Source organism: Streptomyces sp. NPDC025273 (assembly GCF_040638585.1).
Classification (GTDB): domain Bacteria; phylum Actinomycetota; class Actinomycetes; order Streptomycetales; family Streptomycetaceae; genus Streptomyces; species Streptomyces cinereorectus.
This window is the reverse complement of record NZ_JBEZYP010000001.1, coordinates 189,192-206,027: the sequence shown is the minus strand read 5'-3', so window position 1 is coordinate 206,027 and position 16,836 is coordinate 189,192. Positions and strand designations below refer to the sequence as shown.

Here is a 16,836-nt window from a genome sequence, read left to right as displayed (position 1 = left end):
GGCGGTCAGACCGCCCGGGGCAGCCCGTACGCGTCCGCGATCAGCTCGTACGAGCGCAGCCGGGCGTCGCCGCCGTGCGCGTTGGCCGTGATCATCAGCTCGTCCGCGCCGGTGCGCTTGGCCAGATCGTCCAGGCCGCCGCGGACCTCGTCCGCCGTGCCGTGGACGATGTTGGCCAGCCAGCCGTCGACGAATTCGCGCTCCATGGGGCTGAACTCGTACGACTCCGCCTCCTCGGGGCTCGGCACCAGTCCCGGGCGGCCCGTGCGGAGCCGGACCATCGCCAGGGCGCCGGTCAGCACCTGGCGGCGGGCCTCGCGCTCCTCGTCGGCGGCCAGAGCCGCGACACCGATCAGGGCGTACGGGGCGTCGAGCACGGCGGACGGCCGGAAGGACTCGCGGTAGAGGTCGAGCGCCGGCACGGTGTTCTGGGCCGAGAAGTGGTGGGCGAAGGCGAAGGGCAGCCCCAGGACGCCGGCCAGCCGGGCGCTGAAGCCGGAGGAGCCCAGCAGCCAGACGGGCGGGCGGCCCGCCGACTGGACGCCCCCGGGAGAGGTGGCCTGCACCGGGCCGGGAACGGCGTGGATGCGGGCGTAGGGGTGGCCGTCCGGGAAGTCGTCGTCGAGGAACCGGGTCAGCTCGGCGAGCTGCTGCGGGAAATCGTCGGCCCCTTCGTCTAGCCGGTCGGTGCGGCGCAGCGCGGCCGCCGTCGCACCGTCCGTGCCGGGCGCACGGCCGAGGCCGAGGTCCACCCGGCCGGGGGCCATCGCCTCCAGGGTGCCGAACTGCTCGGCGATCACCAGCGGGGCGTGGTTCGGCAGCATCACGCCGCCGGAGCCGAGCCTGATGCGCTCGGTGTGGGCTGCCAGATGGGCCAGGATGACGGCGGGGGAGGACGAGGCGACACCGGGCATCGAGTGGTGCTCGGCGACCCAGAAGCGGTGGAAGCCGCGGCTCTCGGCGAGCTTCGCGATGTCCACGCTGGTGCGCAGGGCCTGGGTCGCGGTGCGGCCCTGGCCCACGGTCACCAGATCGAGCACGGACAGGGGCACGGAGGCCGTCCCGCTTGCGGTGCCGCGAATCTCGTCGCCTCGGTTCTCGTCCACGTGTCCGGCCTCTCCCGTGCTGGGTCTGTGTGTCCGGGGAGTACGAACAGGAGGATGGCTCCGCTTATTCCCGTCTGCCGCTGCGCACCCCTACTCCCGTACCTCGATGCCCCGGGGCTCGGCGGCGCCGAGCGGGGGCTCACGGGTGGCGAAGAGCGTGCCGAGTGTGGGCGCCCAGATCCGTCGGTCGGTGAGCCGGAGCCCCTCCCAGACCGCCACCTGGTTCGCGGTGAGGACCGGCTTGCCGAGGAGTTCCTCCAGCTCGGGGACGTACGCCGCGGTGTGCAGGGCGTTGTCCGGGAGCAGGACGACCTCCGCGTCGGGATGGTCCCCGGCCACGGCCAGCTCCTTCACGCGGTCCGGTCCGCACCGGGCGGCTTCGGCGGCGGTGATGATGCCGCTGCCCCGGGTTGCGGTCACCTCGATGCCCGCGGCCTCCAGGAACGCGGCGAAGAGCGCGGCGATGGCTTCGGGATATGTGGCGGCGACCGCGACCCTGGTGGCGCCCAGCTCGCGCACCGCGTGCGTGAAGGCGAAGGACGTGCTGGACGCGGGCAGTCCCGCGGTCCGGGCCAGGGCGGCGTTCTGCTCCTGGGCCCCTTCCCAGCCGTGGGCGAAGCTGCCGCCGGTGCAGGCCCAGACGAGCGACTCGGCGCCCGCCAGGCGCAGCTCCTCGACACCGGCGGCCAGGCGTTCGGGCGTGCCCGCCGCGCGCAGGGCCTCGACACTGCGGGAGTCCTCGTCGATGTCGGTGTGGAACAGCGGCAGTCTGATGTCGCTGTCGAGCATGACCTCCATCCGCGGGAAGTCGTCCTCCGCGGCGTGGCCCGGATAGAGAAGTCCTACGGTCGTCATGTCCATCCTTCCTGCGCGTCCGGATGTCCCGTCTGTCGCTTCCCGTGCGACGTGTCACCGCTGCCCCTGCCTGGGACAAGTATTCCTCCAATGCCCGCATATCGTCGCCCGCAATGGGTGTGACCTGCGGTTCTCCGTAGCGTGTCGGCGGCGGGGCGACCGGGTCCGAGCGCGGGACGTCCTCGTGGCCGGACCCGTCCCCCTAGCCCTGGACACCACCCCTCACCGAGCCTGGGCCGCCGCCCGGGCGGCCCGGGACGCGGGCCCGCCCGGTGCGCCGGTGGTGGTCGAGGACGATCCGGCCGAAGCCCTGAGCAGGCACTGGATCGCGGGTCCGTGCTCGATGCGGTCCCTCCAGGAGGGACCGCCGCGCCGGGACAGCCCCCTGCGGGACGCACCCACGCCCGGGCGAACCGTTCGTTTCGACGGACGAGCAGCGGGCAGCCGGGGAGGCGTCGCCCAACGTGGTGGATATACCGCGTGGTGACGTGTGATCACTGGACACGCCGCCGGCCGCCCTCACATGACGGATCGTCACCGGCCATGCGCCACACGGGAACACGCCCCCCGCACTCCCGCCGCCCGCGACGAGACACGGGAAGGTCACCCTCCGGCCACCGTTCGATTACATGGCAGCGCTTCCTGCATAGACGTACGGGATCGGGCAGGCGCTCACCCTGTCCGGACTGTCCGACGCCTCCAGGAGATTGCGAACCATGGCTGACTTCCCGAACCTGTCCCGCCGGGGTTTCCTCAACCGATCGGCAGCCGTGGGCGGACTGCTCGTCGTTCCCGGTCTGCTCTCCGCGTGCAGCAAGACCGACGCCGGCGCGGCGAACGGTGAGGGTGCCCTCGACAAGCTCCGCGAGCAGGGCTTCGTCCGGGTCGCGTACGCCAACGAGGCCCCATACGGCTATCTGGAGGGCAAGGAGCTGAAGGGCGAGGCGCCCACCCTGCACCGGGAGATCTTCAAGGCGCTCGGCGTCGACGAGCTGAAGCCCACCCTCTCGGAGTGGGACGGCCTGATCCCCGGTCTGCAGTCCGGGAAGTACGACGTGGTCAGCGCGGGCATGGCCATCACCCCCGAGCGCTGTGCCAACGCCATCTTCTCCGAGCCGGAGTTCATCTCGCCCACCGCGCTGATGGTGCGGAAGGGCAACCCGAGGAAGCTGACCGACCTGGCCTCCGCGAAGGCCGCCGGGGTCACCGTCGGTGTGATGTCCGGTGCGGTGGAGGGCTCGTACGCCGAGGGCGCGGGCATCCCCGAGGGGAAGATCAAGACGCTGCAGAAGCCGCAGGACGGCGCCGACGCGGTCAAGGGCGGCCGGATCGACGCGTTCCTGCTCACCGGCATCTCGCTGCGCTGGCTCGCGAAGACCAACCCGGACACCGAGGTCACCGAGGCCTTCGTGCCGGAGCTGGACGGGAAGCAGCAGTTCTCCCCGGGCGGCGCGGTCTTCCGCACGGGCAACGAGGACCTGCGGGACTCCTTCAACCGCGAGCTCAAGAAGATCGTGTCGGACCGGTCGCGCTACGTGGGCCTGCTCCAGGAGTACGGATTCGGCGCGACCGAGATCCCGCCGGCCACCCTGAAGACCGCCGATCTGTGCAAGGGCTGACGGGGCGGACGACACCGCATGAGTGACTTCCTCTCCACACTCCTCGATGAATTCCCGCAGGTGGGAGCGGGGTTGTGGGTGACGCTCCAGGCCACCGTCCTGGGCTCCCTGCTCGCCCTGCTGCTGTCCTTCGCCCTCGGTCTGATGGCGGGCAGCAGGCTGCTCCTGGTGCGCGGGGTCTCCCGGACCGTCGTGGAGTTCTTCCGCGGCACCTCGCTCTACATCCAGCTGTTCTGGCTCTACTACGCGATGCCGCAGCTCACCGGGTACGAACTGACGCCGGTGCTCTGCGGGGTCGTCGCCTTCGGCCTGAACTACGGCGCGTACGGGTCCGAGATCGTGCGCGGCGCGATCAACTCCGTACCGCGCGCCCAGTACGAGGCGGCCGTGGCGCTGAACATGAGTCCCTTCCACCGGATGCGGAAGGTGATCCTGCCGCAGGCCTGGGTGCAGATGATCCCCTCCTTCACCAACCTGCTGATCCAGCTGCTGAAGTGCACGCCCCTGCTGTGGCTGATCTCCGCGGCCGATCTGATGACCGTGATCCAGCAGATCCGCGACCGCACCGGTGAGACCCTCACCGCGTACCTCACGCTGCTGGCCGCCTACTTCGTCCTCGCCTACGCCCTGACCCTGCTGATGAACCTGCTGGAGCGGAGCGCCAAGCGGCGGCTCGGACTGCCCACCGGCGCGGGGAGCCTGCTCAGGACGCGCAGTGCGCGACCCGCCACGACCGCCGGAGGTGCCCGGTGAACGCATTCGACCTGGATGCCGTCGGGGAAGCCCTTCCCCTGCTGCTCGAAGGGTTCCGGGTCACCCTCCTCGCGACCGTGCTCGGCACGCTCGTCGCGGCGGTGCTCGGGCTGGTCATCGCGGTGGCCGGGCGGGCGCCGTCCCGTTTCGTGACCGTGCCCGTGAAGGCGGTGATGGAGTTCATCCGCTCCACCCCGCTGCTGGTCCAGCTCGTCGGCGCGGCGGCCCTCTTCACCTCCGTGGAGCCGCTGACCATCGGCATCGTGGTGCTGGGCATCCATTACGCCACGTACACCTCCGAGGTGTACCGGGCCGGGATCGACGGTGTGCCCGAGGGCCAGTGGGAGGCCTGCCGGGCCCTCTCGCTGTCGCCCCGGCGGACCTGGCAGGCCGTGATCCTGCCGCAGGCGGTGCGCAACGTACTGCCCGCCCTCGGCAACTACGCGATCTCGATGTTCAAGGAGACCCCCTTCCTCGCTGTGATCACGGTGCAGGAGATGGTCTTCGAGGCCCGGAAGTACGGGGCCGACCACTTCGCGTACACCGAGGCGTTCACGCTCGCGGGACTGATCTTCCTGGTCGCGAGCTACCCCACGTCACTGCTGATGAGAAAGCTGGAGAAGCGCCTTGGCCACTGACTCTGCCCCCCTGAAGGAACCCGCGGACACGACGGCGGCCACCGGGACGGCCGGTGTGGAGCCGCTGGTCCGCTTCGACCGGGTCGTCAAGCGGTACGGCGACCATGTGGTCCTGGACGGACTGGACTTCACCGTGCGGCGCGGCGAGCACGTCACGCTGATCGGGCCGAGCGGCTCCGGCAAGACCACCATCCTGCGGCTGCTGATGACGCTGGAGAAGGTCAGCGAGGGGGTGATCTGGGTGGACGGCTCGCCGCTGTCGCACGTACGGACACCGGACGGCTCGCTGAAGCCGGCGGGCGAGAAACAGCTGCGTGAGTCCCGGAGGAAGATCGGGATGGTCTTCCAGCAGTTCAATCTCTTCCCCAACATGAAGGTGCTCCAGAACATCACCGAGGCGCCGGTGAACGTGCTGGGCCTGGACCGCGAGGAGGCGGAGGCCCGCGCCCTCGGCCTGCTCGACATGGTCGGGCTCTCCGGCAAGGTCGACGCGCATCCCTCCCAGCTCTCCGGAGGCCAGCAGCAGCGGGTCGCCATCGCCCGCGCGCTGGCGATGCGGCCGGAGATCCTCCTGCTCGACGAGGTGACGTCCGCGCTGGACCCGGAGCTGGTGGCGGGCGTGCTGGACCTGCTCCGCGACATCGCCCGGAGCACCGACATCACGATGCTCTGCGTGACGCACGAGATGAACTTCGCCCGGGACGTGTCCGAGACGGTACTCATGTTCGACGCGGGCCGGGTGGTGGAGTCCGGTACGCCGGAAAAGATCTTCTCCGATCCCGACCACGAACGCACACGCGAATTCCTCGACGCGGTGCTGTGACCTCACCCTTGCCGTCCGATCGTGACACAGGCATATGCCAGTCGAATGCGCCCCTGTCCGTGGGGTCGGGGCGTATTCATGAACTCGCCAACAGCCTCTTCTCATCGGCCTCGTGGCCGCTATCGTGGGTCGAAAGCCGCCGGTCACAACCTGGTAGGGGGAAACCGTGGCGTTGAAGCCCGAGCCGAAGGCGTCGTTCCACTCGGTGCAGTACGCCCTGCGCGTCCTCGAGTCGGTGTCCACGCACGGCAGCGGCGTGACCGAGGCGCAGCTGTCCCGCGAGACGGCACTGCCGCTCGGACACCTCTCCTCCCTGCTGTTGACACTGCGCCGCGAGGGGTACGTCGAGCAGGTCGCCGACGGCGCGTACGTCCTCGGGGCGTCGCTCCTGGAGCTCGGCTCCGGCGCGGCCCGCAGGCAGGCCCTGGAGGCGAAGCTCCAGCAGACGCTGACGCAGCTGCGCGACTCGGTCGGCGCGGCGGTCTATGTCAGCCGGTACGTCGACGGGGAGATCCGGGTCACCCAGATGGCCGACGGGCCCCGTACGCCCGCGGTCAACGAATGGGTGGACTTCCGGTCGGCGGCGCACGCCAGCGCGATGGGCAAGTGCCTGCTGACGCAGCTCGACCGGAACGGGCGGCGCGACCATCTCTCCCGGCACCGGACGGCACGGCTCACGTCGCGGACGATCACGAGCGAGAAGGTGCTGTTCTCGAAGCTGGACAGCCAGCCGGCGACGGTCCCGGTGCTCGACCTGCAGGAGTACGCGGTGGGCACGGTGTGCGCCGCGGTCCCCCTGACGGCGGGCTCGTCCGCGGGCTGCCTGGCCCTGTCCCTGCCGATCGAGGACGCGCACCGGCTGCGGGCCGCGGCGGCGACGCTGAACCGGCGGGCGGCGCCCGTGCTCCTGTCGCTGGCGCTCTGAGTCCAGGCCCGGTGCGGGCACGTGTCATCAGCACCCCTGAGGACCGGGTATTATTTTCGAGTCAGCAGGCGCCGTTAGCTCAGTTGGTTAGAGCAGCTGACTCTTAATCAGCGGGTCCGGGGTTCGAGTCCCTGACGGCGCACGACAACGCAGTGGGCGGTTTCCGTGATACGGGGGCCGCCCACTGCGCTATGTCCTGCCGGTGACCCGGCTACGCCTCAGAACTGGACGTCGGAGCACGCGTAGAACGCGTTGGCGGTGTCCGCGACGTTCCAGACGGCCAGGATGATGTGCTTGCCGGTCTTCTGGGTGGGGATGGTGCCCTGGTGGGTCAGCGTCGCCGGGGGCTGCTGATTGCCGTACGGCACCGTCATGAACGGCTGGGACTCGAGGGCGGCCCGGGTGAGCGGCTGCGTGGAGTTCCATCCGTTCTTGGTGATGTAGTACCGGAAGTCGGACGTGGAGTGGCGTGCGGTGAACTGCCAGCGGAAGCTGTAGCCCTGCCCGCCGGTGACCTTGGTGGCGGGCCAGTTGCCGCCGCGGGGATCGTCGAGCTGGGCGAACTGGCCGTTCCCGCCGGCACAGATCTTGCCGTCCGCCGGTCCTGCCGCCGGGAAGCCCTTGGGCCCCTCGACGCTCTGCGGCTCCCACTGGATGTTGCCGCAGCCGGTAACGGTGCCGTTGGCACAGAGCTTCTGCCGGCTGATGGGGGAATCCGTGTAGCCGTGGCTGCTGGCACTGCCGGTCGCGAACATGGAGACGCCCGCTATCGCGAGGCCGATGACGGCCGCGCTTGCCCTTTTCCGCATGGTGTGTCGCTCCTAGAAGACGTGGGGGATGTTCCGGGGGCTCTGCTGCGCGCAGGTTGTGCGGTCTAGACCAAGTCCCAGATTATTGACGCGGCATGGACATGTCCAGACCAATGGGGGAACGGTTTCGGCCCGCCGCCTCTCCGCCCCCGAAGGGCCCTCAGGCCCCTTCCCCACCGCTGCGGCCGGTGTAGAAGGCCACGGTCAGGTCCCTGACCAGGGCCTTGTGCTCGTAGTCGTCGAGCTCGACGATGCCGCGCGCGGTCAGCCGGCTGATGGTGTCGTCGACCGCGTCGACCACGGCGGTCAGAACGCCGTCCCGGTGCTTGGCGTCGATGGCCGCCACCCGGCACCGCTGCATCGCCGCCGCGATCTCCGGGGCGTACTCGATCGCGGTCGGCTGCGCGGAGTAGACCTCGACCCCGGCCGGCGCGCAGTCCGCCTTCAGCATCCGGGTCAGCGCGTCGCCGACGGTCTCGGCGTCGCGCAGGGTGTGGGTGTCCTCGTGGAAGGCGTCGGCGGGCAGCTGCGAGAGCACCCGCGCCAGTGCCGCCTCCACCTGGTCGCGCAGATACCGCTCGTGGTCCGCGACGCCGAGCGTGGCCCGCACGGTGTCCTTGACCCGCCAGACGACGAGGACGACGACACGCAGGGCGGTGCCGCTCGCGTCCACGGCGGGCAGCGGCTCGCTGCGCCAGTGCCGCAGCCGTACGTCCACGCGCCGGCGCAGCAGGAGCGGCGAGACCCAGAGCAGGCCGGTGCGCCGGACACTGCCCCGGTAGTCGCCGAAGAGCGTGAGCACCGAGGCGTAGCCGACCCGCCCGCGCCCGATGCCGCCGAGCGCGAAGAGCACCACGACCGCCAGGAGCGCGAGCGGCGCCCAGGCCTGGACGCCGAGGCCGTCGTACGGGCGCGGGCCGGTCCCGAGCCCCTCGGTCACGGCGGCGGGCAGGGCTCCGTGCCATCCCAGCACGGCGAGCCCGGCGGCGGTCGCGGCCACCGCGGTGAGCAGGGCGGCCCATCCGGGCAGGACGGGTCCGGGCCGCTCGGTGAGCCGGGGATCGGCGACGGGCGCGGGCCGGGTGGGCGGCCGCACCCGGGGCGACCGGGGCATGGGTGGCCGCCGGACGGCGGTCCGCCGCTCCGGGGCGCCCGGACCGGCGGACCGGTTGCCGTGCCCGTGACCGTCGCCGCGGTCCTCGTCGCGGAAGAGCAGGTGTACGGGAATGGGAGCGGTGGTCTCGCTGGCGATGACGGGCCGTCGGCGCCCGGTCCCCCACCACGCGACCGGGTCCTGCGCGCCCACCGAGACGGTGACCGCGGCACGCGCCTCGCCGTCCGACGGCCCGGCGCTCAGGTCCACCGGGTCCACCAGGGCGCCGGTCCTCCGGCCCACGGCGGCCACCGCGTCCACCACGTCGAGGTCCAGGTCGAGGCGCAGGTCCACCGGATCGTCCGCGTCCGCCGCCCCGGACATCCGCACCAGGTCATGCGCGCCCGCGTAGGCATCCGCGTCCACGCCACCGCCCACGCCCGACGTGGCGTCCGCCTCCGGCGCAGGCACCTTCCCGAGGTCGACGCGACCTGCGGCGGCACCGGACCACGCGCCCGGCTCCGGCCCCGACTCCGACTCCGCCGAGAGCGTGGGCAGCGGCGGCGTCTCGACCGGGAGCGGTGTGTCACCCGCACCGCCCGGCCCGGCACCCCACGCGTCCCGCCCGCGCTGCTCGCGCCTCTCGTCACGCTCTTCCCACTCGTCCCGCTGGTTCTCCGTGGATCGCATTCCCGCCTCCGTCATGTCCGTTCCGTCACCACAGCCGTCATGCGAAGAGCCGGCGCCACGTCTCCGGCCCCGGGTATCCGTCGGCCGCGCGTCCGCGCCAGCCCTGGGCCTGCTGGAAGGCTTCGACATTGCGGCGGTCGGCCTCGGTCCACCGCGGGCCGGGGCCCGCCCTGTAGTGCTTGCCGTATCCCTTCTTCACCAACTGGGCACCGAGCCTTTGGACATGGCTGTTGGACTGCCCCGGCTGGAAGACGCCCCTCCCCGGGTAGGCCGGGGCCGGACCCGGGCCGGCGGCGGGGATCTTCCGCCCGGTGCCCTTGAGCAGCAGACTCCAGGTGTCGGGGCCGGGGATGCCGTCCGCTTCCTCGCCCCTCCACCCCTGGGCCAGCTGGAAGGCCTGGGTCGCACGCCTGTCCGCATCGGTCCAGCGCGGCCCCGCGCCCGTCGCGTAGAAGCGCTTGCCGCCCTGGGCGATGAGCAGCTTCCCGAGCCGGGTCACGTAGGCGTTGTCCGCACCGGGACCGAAGGTCCCCGCTCCCGGGAACACGGTGGCCGGCTCGCTGCCGCCCGTACCGCCGGCGAGGCCGTTGTAGCGGTACGCCACGTACTTGGACGAGTCGCTCCAGTACGCCATGGGCGTCGTCGCCGCGCGTGTGTTCGGGCGGGTCTGCTCGTAGGCGAGGTAGTGACTGTGCGTGTGGTCGGTCCAGCCGCCGAAGAGCGTCACGTGCGACCCCACCGTCGGGTCGGCCGGGTTGTGGAAGAGCAGCATGTCGCCGGGCTGCAGATCCGCCCGTGCGATCTTGGTCCCGTACGCGGCGAGACTGCCGGTCCACTCGTTGCTGCCGAGGTTCCACGCCATCGACACGTAGCCGGAGCAGTCCTGCCGGTACCCGTCCGACCAGTACGCCGCCATGCTGTAGGGGACCTTCGCGGACACCCATTTCTTGGCGCGGTCGATGATGTCGGCCCGGGTCGTCGTGCGCGGTGCCGTGCCCGGGGCGGCCGGCGGCCCCGAGGCCGCGCCGCCGTTCAGGGGCCCCACCGCGCCCTGCGGGTGGGTCGGCTGCGGGTCGGCCGCCGTGTCCGCCCGGGCACCCCGGCCGGCCGCGGCCGCGGCGGCCTCCGCCGCCCCGCAGGACAGGACCATGCCCGCCGCGGTGACCAGCACCAGTGCCCGCCGCGCACCGTGCGCGGCCGGGTGTCCTCCGTACCGGACGGGCAGCGCGGCGGCCGTGCGCCGCTGGTGGGCGCAGCCCGCGCAGCCGCAGTCGGCGGCGGGCTCGTACTCCTCGAAGACCGGCACAGTCATGCGGCTCCTCACTCGGCAGATCTTCCGTATCTCAACTTTCCCGTCATACCTCATGGTGACGGACTAAAGGGACAAAACGACCATCCGACAGGCCGGGCCCGGGGAGAATTGGTCGGGAGCATCCCCGCCCATCGGGTAAAGTTCTCCAGGTCAGCAGGCGCCGTTAGCTCAGTTGGTTAGAGCAGCTGACTCTTAATCAGCGGGTCCGGGGTTCGAGTCCCTGACGGCGCACGCAACAGCAAGGCCCCCTCACCGAGCGTGAGGGGGCCTTGCTCGTGTACACCGGCGGTCCTGGGCCGCACCGGGCCCTGCCGGGGCGGTGCGGCTACGTCGTGGCGCGGGCCAGATCCAGCGCGTACTCCGGATACCAGGCCCCGGCCTTCGGCCCGCCCTTGCAGTCGCCGTCGGACTCCCCCGGCCGCTTGATCCACAGGTACGCGTCCACCAGCGCCTCGCCCGTGTCCGTCGTCGGCCGTTCGCCGAGCGCCCGCCCCGGCGGGTTGCACCAGCTCTCCGCGGGGTCGCCCCCGTCGTAGGGGCCGTTGCCGTTGCGGCTCGTGTCGATCACGAAGGGCTTGCCGCCCACCTTCGCCGACAGGCGTTTGCCGAAGTCGGTGCTGGCCGCGGTCGTCTCGAAGTTGGACACGTTGACCGCGAAGCCGTCCGCCTCGGCGATGCCCGCCCGCTGCAACGGCTCGAACAGCGCGTCGGGTGTCTGCCAGCCCGCGTTGCCCGCGTCCATGTACACCGTGGCGTTCGGCTGCCGCTTCAGCCGCTGGACCGCGCTCTTCAGCAGGTCGTAGCGCTCCTCGTGGAACTGCTGGGGCGTGCATCCGTCCACCAGGTGCAGCAGCGCGTCCGGTTCGAGGATCACCGTGGCGCGGCGGTCACCGATGCCCTGGGCGACACTCTCCAGCCAGTTCCGGTACGCGTCGCCGTCCGCGGCCCCGCCCTTGGAGAACTGGCCGCAGTCCCGGTGCGGGATGTTGTACAGGACCAGCAGCGCGTCCCGGTCGGCGGCCTCGGCCGTCTCGGTGAGGCCCCGCGTGACGCCCCGCGGATCGTCCGGTCCGATCCATTCGCCCACCGGCTGCTCGGCGATCTTCCGGATCAGGTCGGCGTTGGCCTTCTCGCCCTCGCGCGCGTAGGCGGCGACCTGCCTGGCCGCGTTCCCGTCGGGGTTGACCCAGTACGGGTCGCCGCGCTTGGGCTGCTGGCCGATCGCGGCCGAGGCGCCCCGCTCCCCGCCGCCGTCGGACGAGGAGCACCCGGACAGGAGCAGAGCCGCCCCGATTCCGGCCACCGCACACGTCAAGGACCCGGTGTGACTGCCGTACATCCACTCCCCCTCGCACCGACCCACCGTCGGCCGGAATCCATCCTGGCACAGCGGTCCGGGCGAGGGACCGTTCCGCCCGGATCCGGACATCTTGCCAAAATCTCTCTGGGCCGCACCGGTGGTCCGCCCTAGAGTGTGCCTTCGTGTCAGGACGGACCATCCGACCTCCCGTGCCGTGCCGGGCTACTCCCGCAGCCCGTGCACCGCGGTAGAGGACCGGCCCGGCCGGCGGCTCCGAGGGGGAGCGGACCTCCGGCCGGGCCAGGTGTCAAGCGGCGTTCCTCCCGCCGCCCCGCTCGCCCGTGAGGTACGCGGAGACGACCACGTTCGCCGTGTACGCCCGGGAGTCGTGGTCGTACGTACCGCCGCAGGTGATGAGCCGGAGCTCCGCCCGCCCGTCCTTCCGGGGCCCGTACGCCTTCTGCGCGTCGAAGCGTTCCCGGGTGAAGACCTGGACGTCGTCGATGGTGAATTCGGCGACCGATCCGTCGGACCGGCTCACCCGGACCTTCTCGCCGGGCTGTGCCGCGCTGAGCCCGTAGAACACGGCCGGCTTCGTCTCCGTGTCGACGTGGCCGACGAAGAGGGCGGCGCCCTCCGTGCCGGGCTCGGTGCCGCTGCCGTACCAGCCGACGGTTCCCGGCTTCGCGTACGGCGGCGGCTCGATCGCCCCGTCGGGGTCCAGGCCGCGCGGGACGACCGGTGCCTCGATCCCGACCGAGGAGATCTCGACGCGCTCCGGCGCGGCCCCGTCGAGCGGGTGGTGCGCCGGGGGCAGCGGCTCGCCCAGAGGGCGGCCCACCGCCGCGACGTCACCGGTCGTCGGAGCGGAGTTGCCGCCGGTGGCCTCGCGGCCCCACAGCCACAGTCCCAGCAGCAGGACGGCCCAGGCGACTCCGGTCAGCAACCGTCCGGTTCCGGCCGGACGGTCCGGGGCCGGCATGTCAGTCCAGTGCCGAGCGGCGGCGGCGCGCACCGCGGAGCGCGAAGGCGGCGGCCGCGACGGCACCCAGGGACAGGCCGATCACCGCGTGCTCGGCGCCGGGGCCGCTCTGTTCCGGGGAGGCGGTGGCGGCCCGGTCGGCGGCGAGGGTGGCGGTGCCACCGCCGCCGGCCCGGACGGGGGCGACGGGCGAGGGGCGGCTGTGATGAACGACGGTGACCGTGCCGGTGGCCCGGCCGTGACCGTCCTTGCAGGTCACCCAGACCTCGTAGTCGTCGGGTGCGGCGTCGGAGCGGATCCGGGCCTCGGCGCGGAGGCCCTTGCCGTGGGCGGGGGTGAAGTGCGCTTCGGAGACGAAGGCTTCGGAGTTCCCCCGGGCCGACCTGCCCTTGCCGCAGACGTCGACCCGGAGCTCCACCTCCCCGCCCGGGGAGACACGGGACGGGCTGACCGAGACCGATCCCGAGCCCTTCGTGTCGGATTCGGAATCGGCCAGTGCGGCGGGCACGGGAAGGGCTATGGTCGCGGCCGCCGCTGCGGCACAGAAAGTGAGGGACAGTGAACGCATCGTAAACCTCCTGAGGGAAGGTTCACGCGCCGGGGGACGCGCCGCACGCGCTGACGGCCGTTCGGGTGAGGACCGCGAGGCCCTACTCCACGGGCAGGTCCACGAGGTCGACCAGGTCGGCGATCGAGTCGACGACCGTGGACGGCCGGAACGGGTAGCGGTCCATGTCGGCGGTCGTGGTGAGGCCGGTGAGGACGAGGAACGTCTGCATACCGGCCTCCAGACCGGCGAGCACGTCCGTGTCCATCCGGTCGCCGATCATGGCGGAGGTCTCGGAGTGTGCCCCGATGGCGTTCAGCCCGGTCCGCATCATCAGAGGGTTGGGCTTGCCCGCGAAGTACGGGGACTTGCCGGTGGCCTTGGTGATCAGCGCGGCGACGGAGCCGGTGGCGGGCAGCGGGCCCTCGGCGGACGGGCCGGTCTCGTCCGGGTTGGTGCAGATGAAGCGGGCGCCGCCGTTGATCAGCCGGATCGCCTTGGTGAGCGCCTCGAAGCTGTACGTGCGCGTCTCGCCGAGGACCACGTAGTCGGGCTCGTGGTCGGTGAGGACGTAGCCGATGTCGTGCAGGGCGGTGGTGAGCCCGGCCTCGCCGATGACGTACGCCGTGCCGCGCGGCCGCTGGTCGTCCAGGAACTGGGCGGTGGCCAGGGCGGAGGTCCAGATGTTCTCCACGGGCACGTCCAGACCCATGCGCTTCAGGCGTGCGTGCAGGTCCCGGGCGGTGTAGATGGAGTTGTTGGTGAGGACCAGGAACGGCAGACCGGAGTCCCGCAGCCGCTTGATGAAGGCGTCGGCCCCGGGGATCGGGGTGCCTTCGTGGATGAGGACCCCGTCCATGTCGGTCAGCCAGGATTCGATCGGCTTGCGCTCTGCCATGTGACGGGCTCCTGCCGTACGCACTGTGCACTCGGGGTGCCGGACGCCGGCGGCACCGCGCTGTGCAGCGCCGACGCCCCGATTTTAGGCTGCCCGCCCAGCCGGACGGAACCGCCCGGTGACCGGCGGCTGATCTTCACCGGACATCCTCGGCAGTCGGCACGAGGGCGCCCCGGGGCAGCTCAGTCGCGCACCCGGCGGATCCTGCGGGCCCCGGCCAGCGCCGCCACTCCGCCCAGCAGGAGCGCGCCGGCCGTGAGCCCGGCCTCGGCGGTGCGGTCCTGTCCGGTGCGGGCCAGCTCGGGAAGGGGGTTGCCCGCCGCGTCGCGGAGGGGGGTGTCCTCGCCGGTGCCGGTCTCCCCGTCGTCCGTGCCGGTGCCGGACGCCACGTCGTCCTGCGTGCCGGTGCCCGGCTCCTCGTCCTCGTCCGTCCCGGTGCCCGGCTCCACGTCGGTGCCGCCGTCGATGTCCCCCTCGACGACGGCGAAGCTGTAGTCGGCCGACTCCCCGACCCAGTCCCCGTCGCCTCCGCGCTTCGCCGCCTCCGACAGCCGCTGGACGATGGCCGCGTTGGCCGTGACCGGGCCGGGTTCGGTGTCCGAGGTGAAGGCCATCCGGACCTGGACGGTGACCATGCGCCCCGCCGGCACGGTGAAGCCGGGGAAGTCGTCGTCCTCGCCACTGCCGAACACACCGATCTTCTCGTGCCGTTCGGTGGTCTCCCAGGTCACCCGGTGCTGGGTGCCGGGCTCGGACCGGTCGGAGAACTCCAGCTGGATCTGGGAGGGCGTGAGCGTGCGGTCCCGGTCGGTCAGCACCAGTACGGGATGGATGGCGCGGCACGTCTCGGACGTGGTGTTGGCCAGGTCGAGGTACCAGGTGCCGTAGCCGCCGCCGGAGGCGTACGTGTCCGGGCCGCCGTGGATCCGGGTCTCGATCGGGAAGTCCTCGGCGTCGAGATCGCCGCAGACGGGCTGCCGGGCGCCGACGGCGGAGGCGGGGGCCTGCGGTGCGGCACTGGCCTGGGCGCCGCCCAGGAGGACGGCGGGTACGGCGAATCCGGCCGCCAGCCCGAACGTCCCGAGGGTGGAGAAGGCACGGCCGTCGCGTGGTCGTGCCGGGGGTTTGGGGGGCATGGAGGGACATCCTTCGCTGCTCGCGAACGACCGGCCGGGGGTGCCGGATGCCGCGCACGACGCTGCCACGGGGGCAGGGAGGATGCCACCACCGGCGGGGAACTCCGCCCGTTCGGGCGCGGAAGTCCGCCCGAACGGCCGCGGCCGGTGCCGTCCGGGCGGGCCCGGCCCCGCTCAGTCCGGTTCACCGCCCTCGCCCGCCCGGCCGAAGACCGGTGCCAGGACCAGCTGGGCGGCCCCCTCGGCGACGGGGCGGTCGCCGCCGCCCGCGACGCCGACCGGCACGGGGTCGCCGGTGCCGTCCCGGCGGGCCCGCTCCTCGATCACCGCGCGCACCCCGCTGACGTACGCGTCCTCGTCGGCGGCGACCGTACGGCCGCCGAGGACCACCCGTTCGATGTCCAGCAGCCCCACCAGGTTGGCGGCGCCCGCCCCGAGGACCCTGGCCGCCTCCGCGATGTCGCCGCGGGCGGCGGCGGCCAGGCAGAGCGCCTCGATGCAGCCACGCCCGCCGCAGCCGCACGGGGGGCCGTCGAGCTGGAGGGTCTGGTGGCCGAACTCTCCGGCGCCCGTACGGGCTCCGCGGTGCAGCGCCCCGCCGAGGACGAGCCCGGCGCCGAGGCCGGTGCCCAGGTGCAGGTACGCGAAGTCGGCCTCGTCGCCTGCGCGCAGGGCGAGGCCGAGGGCGGCGGCGTTGGTGTCCTTGTCGACGACGACGGGCAGCCCGGTGGCCTCGGTGAGGGTGTCCCGCAGCGGGTAGCCGTCCCACTGCGGGAAGCCGGTGACCCGGTGGAGCACCCCGCTGCGGTGGTCCAGGGGGCCGGGCAGGGCGACACCCACGCCGAAGACCCGGTGGTCCTCGGTCCGGGGGGCGGCTGCCCGTAGCGTCTGCACCGCACGGGCCGCCGTCGCGACGACCTCGGCGGCCGGGGCTCCGAGGTCGAGCGGGGCGGTCTGGGTCGCGACCGGGGTGCCGGCGAGGTCGGCCAGGACGGCGGTCAGCTCGTCGCGGTCCAGGTGGAGGCCCACCGCGTATCCGGCGCCCGGGACCAGGCGCAGCACCGTGCGGGGCTTGCCGCCGGTGGAGGCGAGCCGGCCGGCCTCGGCGGCGAGGCCCTCGGCCCGGAGCCGGGCGGTGATCTTGCTGACGGCCTGCGGGGTGAGTCCGGTGCGCTCGGCGAGCTCCAGCCGGCTGATCCCCTGCTCACCGGCCGCGCGGAGCAGGTCGAGCACGAGCGAGGCGTTGTGGTGGCGCAGGGCGGGCAGGTTCGCCCCGCCGCCGCTCCTGCTGTTGCTCCTGTTCACCACACCATTGTCCCTCTCGCTTGCACTTTGGCAACAGCGTTGCTT

General features: G+C 72.3%; 16 protein-coding genes and 2 tRNA genes. 7 read left to right on the top strand and 11 right to left on the bottom strand.

From position 1 onward, the window contains the following. Positions 1-5: 5 nt before the first annotated feature. Positions 6-1,106 carry an LLM class flavin-dependent oxidoreductase gene (locus AB0F38_RS00910; RefSeq protein ID WP_361884786.1) on the bottom strand — a complete coding sequence of 367 codons (1,101 nt, stop codon included), beginning with the start codon at positions 1,104-1,106 and terminating at the stop codon, positions 6-8. 90 nt (positions 1,107-1,196) lie between these two features. Beyond that, positions 1,197-1,961 carry a decarboxylase gene (locus AB0F38_RS00905; protein WP_361884784.1) on the bottom strand — a complete coding sequence of 255 codons (765 nt, stop codon included), beginning with the start codon at positions 1,959-1,961 and terminating at the stop codon, positions 1,197-1,199. A 716-nt stretch (positions 1,962-2,677) separates the two neighbouring features. Between AB0F38_RS00905 and ehuB the strand changes: the two genes are divergently transcribed. The 6 genes from ehuB (at position 2,678) to AB0F38_RS00875 (ending at position 6,861) form a co-directional block, all read left to right on the top strand. Continuing rightward, positions 2,678-3,580, top strand: coding sequence for an ectoine/hydroxyectoine ABC transporter substrate-binding protein EhuB (gene ehuB, locus AB0F38_RS00900; protein WP_361884782.1), 903 nt, complete (start codon positions 2,678-2,680; stop codon positions 3,578-3,580). A gap of 18 nt (positions 3,581-3,598) precedes the next feature. After that, positions 3,599-4,333 (top strand): ectoine/hydroxyectoine ABC transporter permease subunit EhuC, encoded by a 735-nt coding sequence (gene ehuC / locus AB0F38_RS00895; RefSeq protein WP_361884780.1) that lies wholly within the window; start codon positions 3,599-3,601, stop codon positions 4,331-4,333. Then, positions 4,330-4,971, top strand: a complete 642-nt coding sequence (gene ehuD / locus AB0F38_RS00890; protein ID WP_361884778.1) for an ectoine/hydroxyectoine ABC transporter permease subunit EhuD — start codon at positions 4,330-4,332, stop codon at positions 4,969-4,971. Before ehuC ends, ehuD begins: the two co-directional genes overlap by 4 nt. A 10-nt stretch (positions 4,972-4,981) precedes the next feature. Next, positions 4,982-5,794, top strand: a complete 813-nt coding sequence (gene ehuA / locus AB0F38_RS00885; RefSeq protein ID WP_361886689.1) for an ectoine/hydroxyectoine ABC transporter ATP-binding protein EhuA — start codon at positions 4,982-4,984, stop codon at positions 5,792-5,794. Between the two features lie 166 nt (positions 5,795-5,960). After that, positions 5,961-6,719: an IclR family transcriptional regulator C-terminal domain-containing protein gene (locus AB0F38_RS00880; protein WP_361884776.1), complete on the top strand. Its 759-nt coding sequence runs from the start codon at positions 5,961-5,963 to the stop codon at positions 6,717-6,719. Between the two features lie 68 nt (positions 6,720-6,787). Beyond that, positions 6,788-6,861: transfer RNA gene (locus tag AB0F38_RS00875), tRNA-Lys, on the top strand. 76 nt (positions 6,862-6,937) lie between these two features. Here AB0F38_RS00875 and AB0F38_RS00870 read toward each other — a convergent pair. The 3 genes from AB0F38_RS00870 to AB0F38_RS00860 all read right to left on the bottom strand — a co-directional run bounded on the left by AB0F38_RS00870 (position 6,938) and on the right by AB0F38_RS00860 (position 10,623). Next, complete coding sequence (locus AB0F38_RS00870) at positions 6,938-7,528, bottom strand: lytic polysaccharide monooxygenase (RefSeq protein ID WP_361884774.1); 591 nt, start codon at positions 7,526-7,528, stop codon at positions 6,938-6,940. Positions 7,529-7,688: 160 nt separating this feature from the next. Then, positions 7,689-9,311, bottom strand: coding sequence for an SPFH domain-containing protein (locus AB0F38_RS00865; protein WP_361884772.1), 1,623 nt, complete (start codon positions 9,309-9,311; stop codon positions 7,689-7,691). A 37-nt stretch (positions 9,312-9,348) separates the two neighbouring features. Further along, positions 9,349-10,623, bottom strand: a complete 1,275-nt coding sequence (locus tag AB0F38_RS00860) for a peptidoglycan-binding protein (RefSeq protein WP_361884770.1) — start codon at positions 10,621-10,623, stop codon at positions 9,349-9,351. A 157-nt stretch (positions 10,624-10,780) separates the two neighbouring features. On the opposite strand from AB0F38_RS00860, the gene AB0F38_RS00855 reads away from it, so the two are divergent. Further along, positions 10,781-10,854: transfer RNA gene (locus tag AB0F38_RS00855), tRNA-Lys, on the top strand. Between the two features lie 94 nt (positions 10,855-10,948). On the opposite strand, the gene AB0F38_RS00850 is transcribed toward AB0F38_RS00855, so the two are convergent. From AB0F38_RS00850 to AB0F38_RS00825, 6 genes are all read right to left on the bottom strand, one after another. Then, positions 10,949-11,962 (bottom strand): glycoside hydrolase family 6 protein, encoded by a 1,014-nt coding sequence (locus tag AB0F38_RS00850; protein ID WP_361884768.1) that lies wholly within the window; start codon positions 11,960-11,962, stop codon positions 10,949-10,951. Between the two features lie 268 nt (positions 11,963-12,230). Then, positions 12,231-12,905, bottom strand: a complete 675-nt coding sequence (locus AB0F38_RS00845; protein WP_361884766.1) for a class F sortase — start codon at positions 12,903-12,905, stop codon at positions 12,231-12,233. A gap of 1 nt (position 12,906) precedes the next feature. After that, a complete protein-coding gene (locus AB0F38_RS00840; protein WP_361884764.1) occupies positions 12,907-13,473 on the bottom strand; it encodes a hypothetical protein in 567 nt (188 codons plus the stop codon). Between the two features lie 82 nt (positions 13,474-13,555). Beyond that, positions 13,556-14,350, bottom strand: a complete 795-nt coding sequence (locus AB0F38_RS00835) for an HAD-IIA family hydrolase (RefSeq protein WP_361884762.1) — start codon at positions 14,348-14,350, stop codon at positions 13,556-13,558. Positions 14,351-14,532: 182 nt separating this feature from the next. Further along, a complete protein-coding gene (locus AB0F38_RS00830) occupies positions 14,533-15,486 on the bottom strand; it encodes a hypothetical protein (RefSeq protein ID WP_361884760.1) in 954 nt (317 codons plus the stop codon). Positions 15,487-15,660: 174 nt separating this feature from the next. Continuing rightward, a complete protein-coding gene (locus AB0F38_RS00825) occupies positions 15,661-16,791 on the bottom strand; it encodes an ROK family transcriptional regulator (protein WP_361884758.1) in 1,131 nt (376 codons plus the stop codon). Between the last annotated feature and the right edge of the window lie 45 nt (positions 16,792-16,836).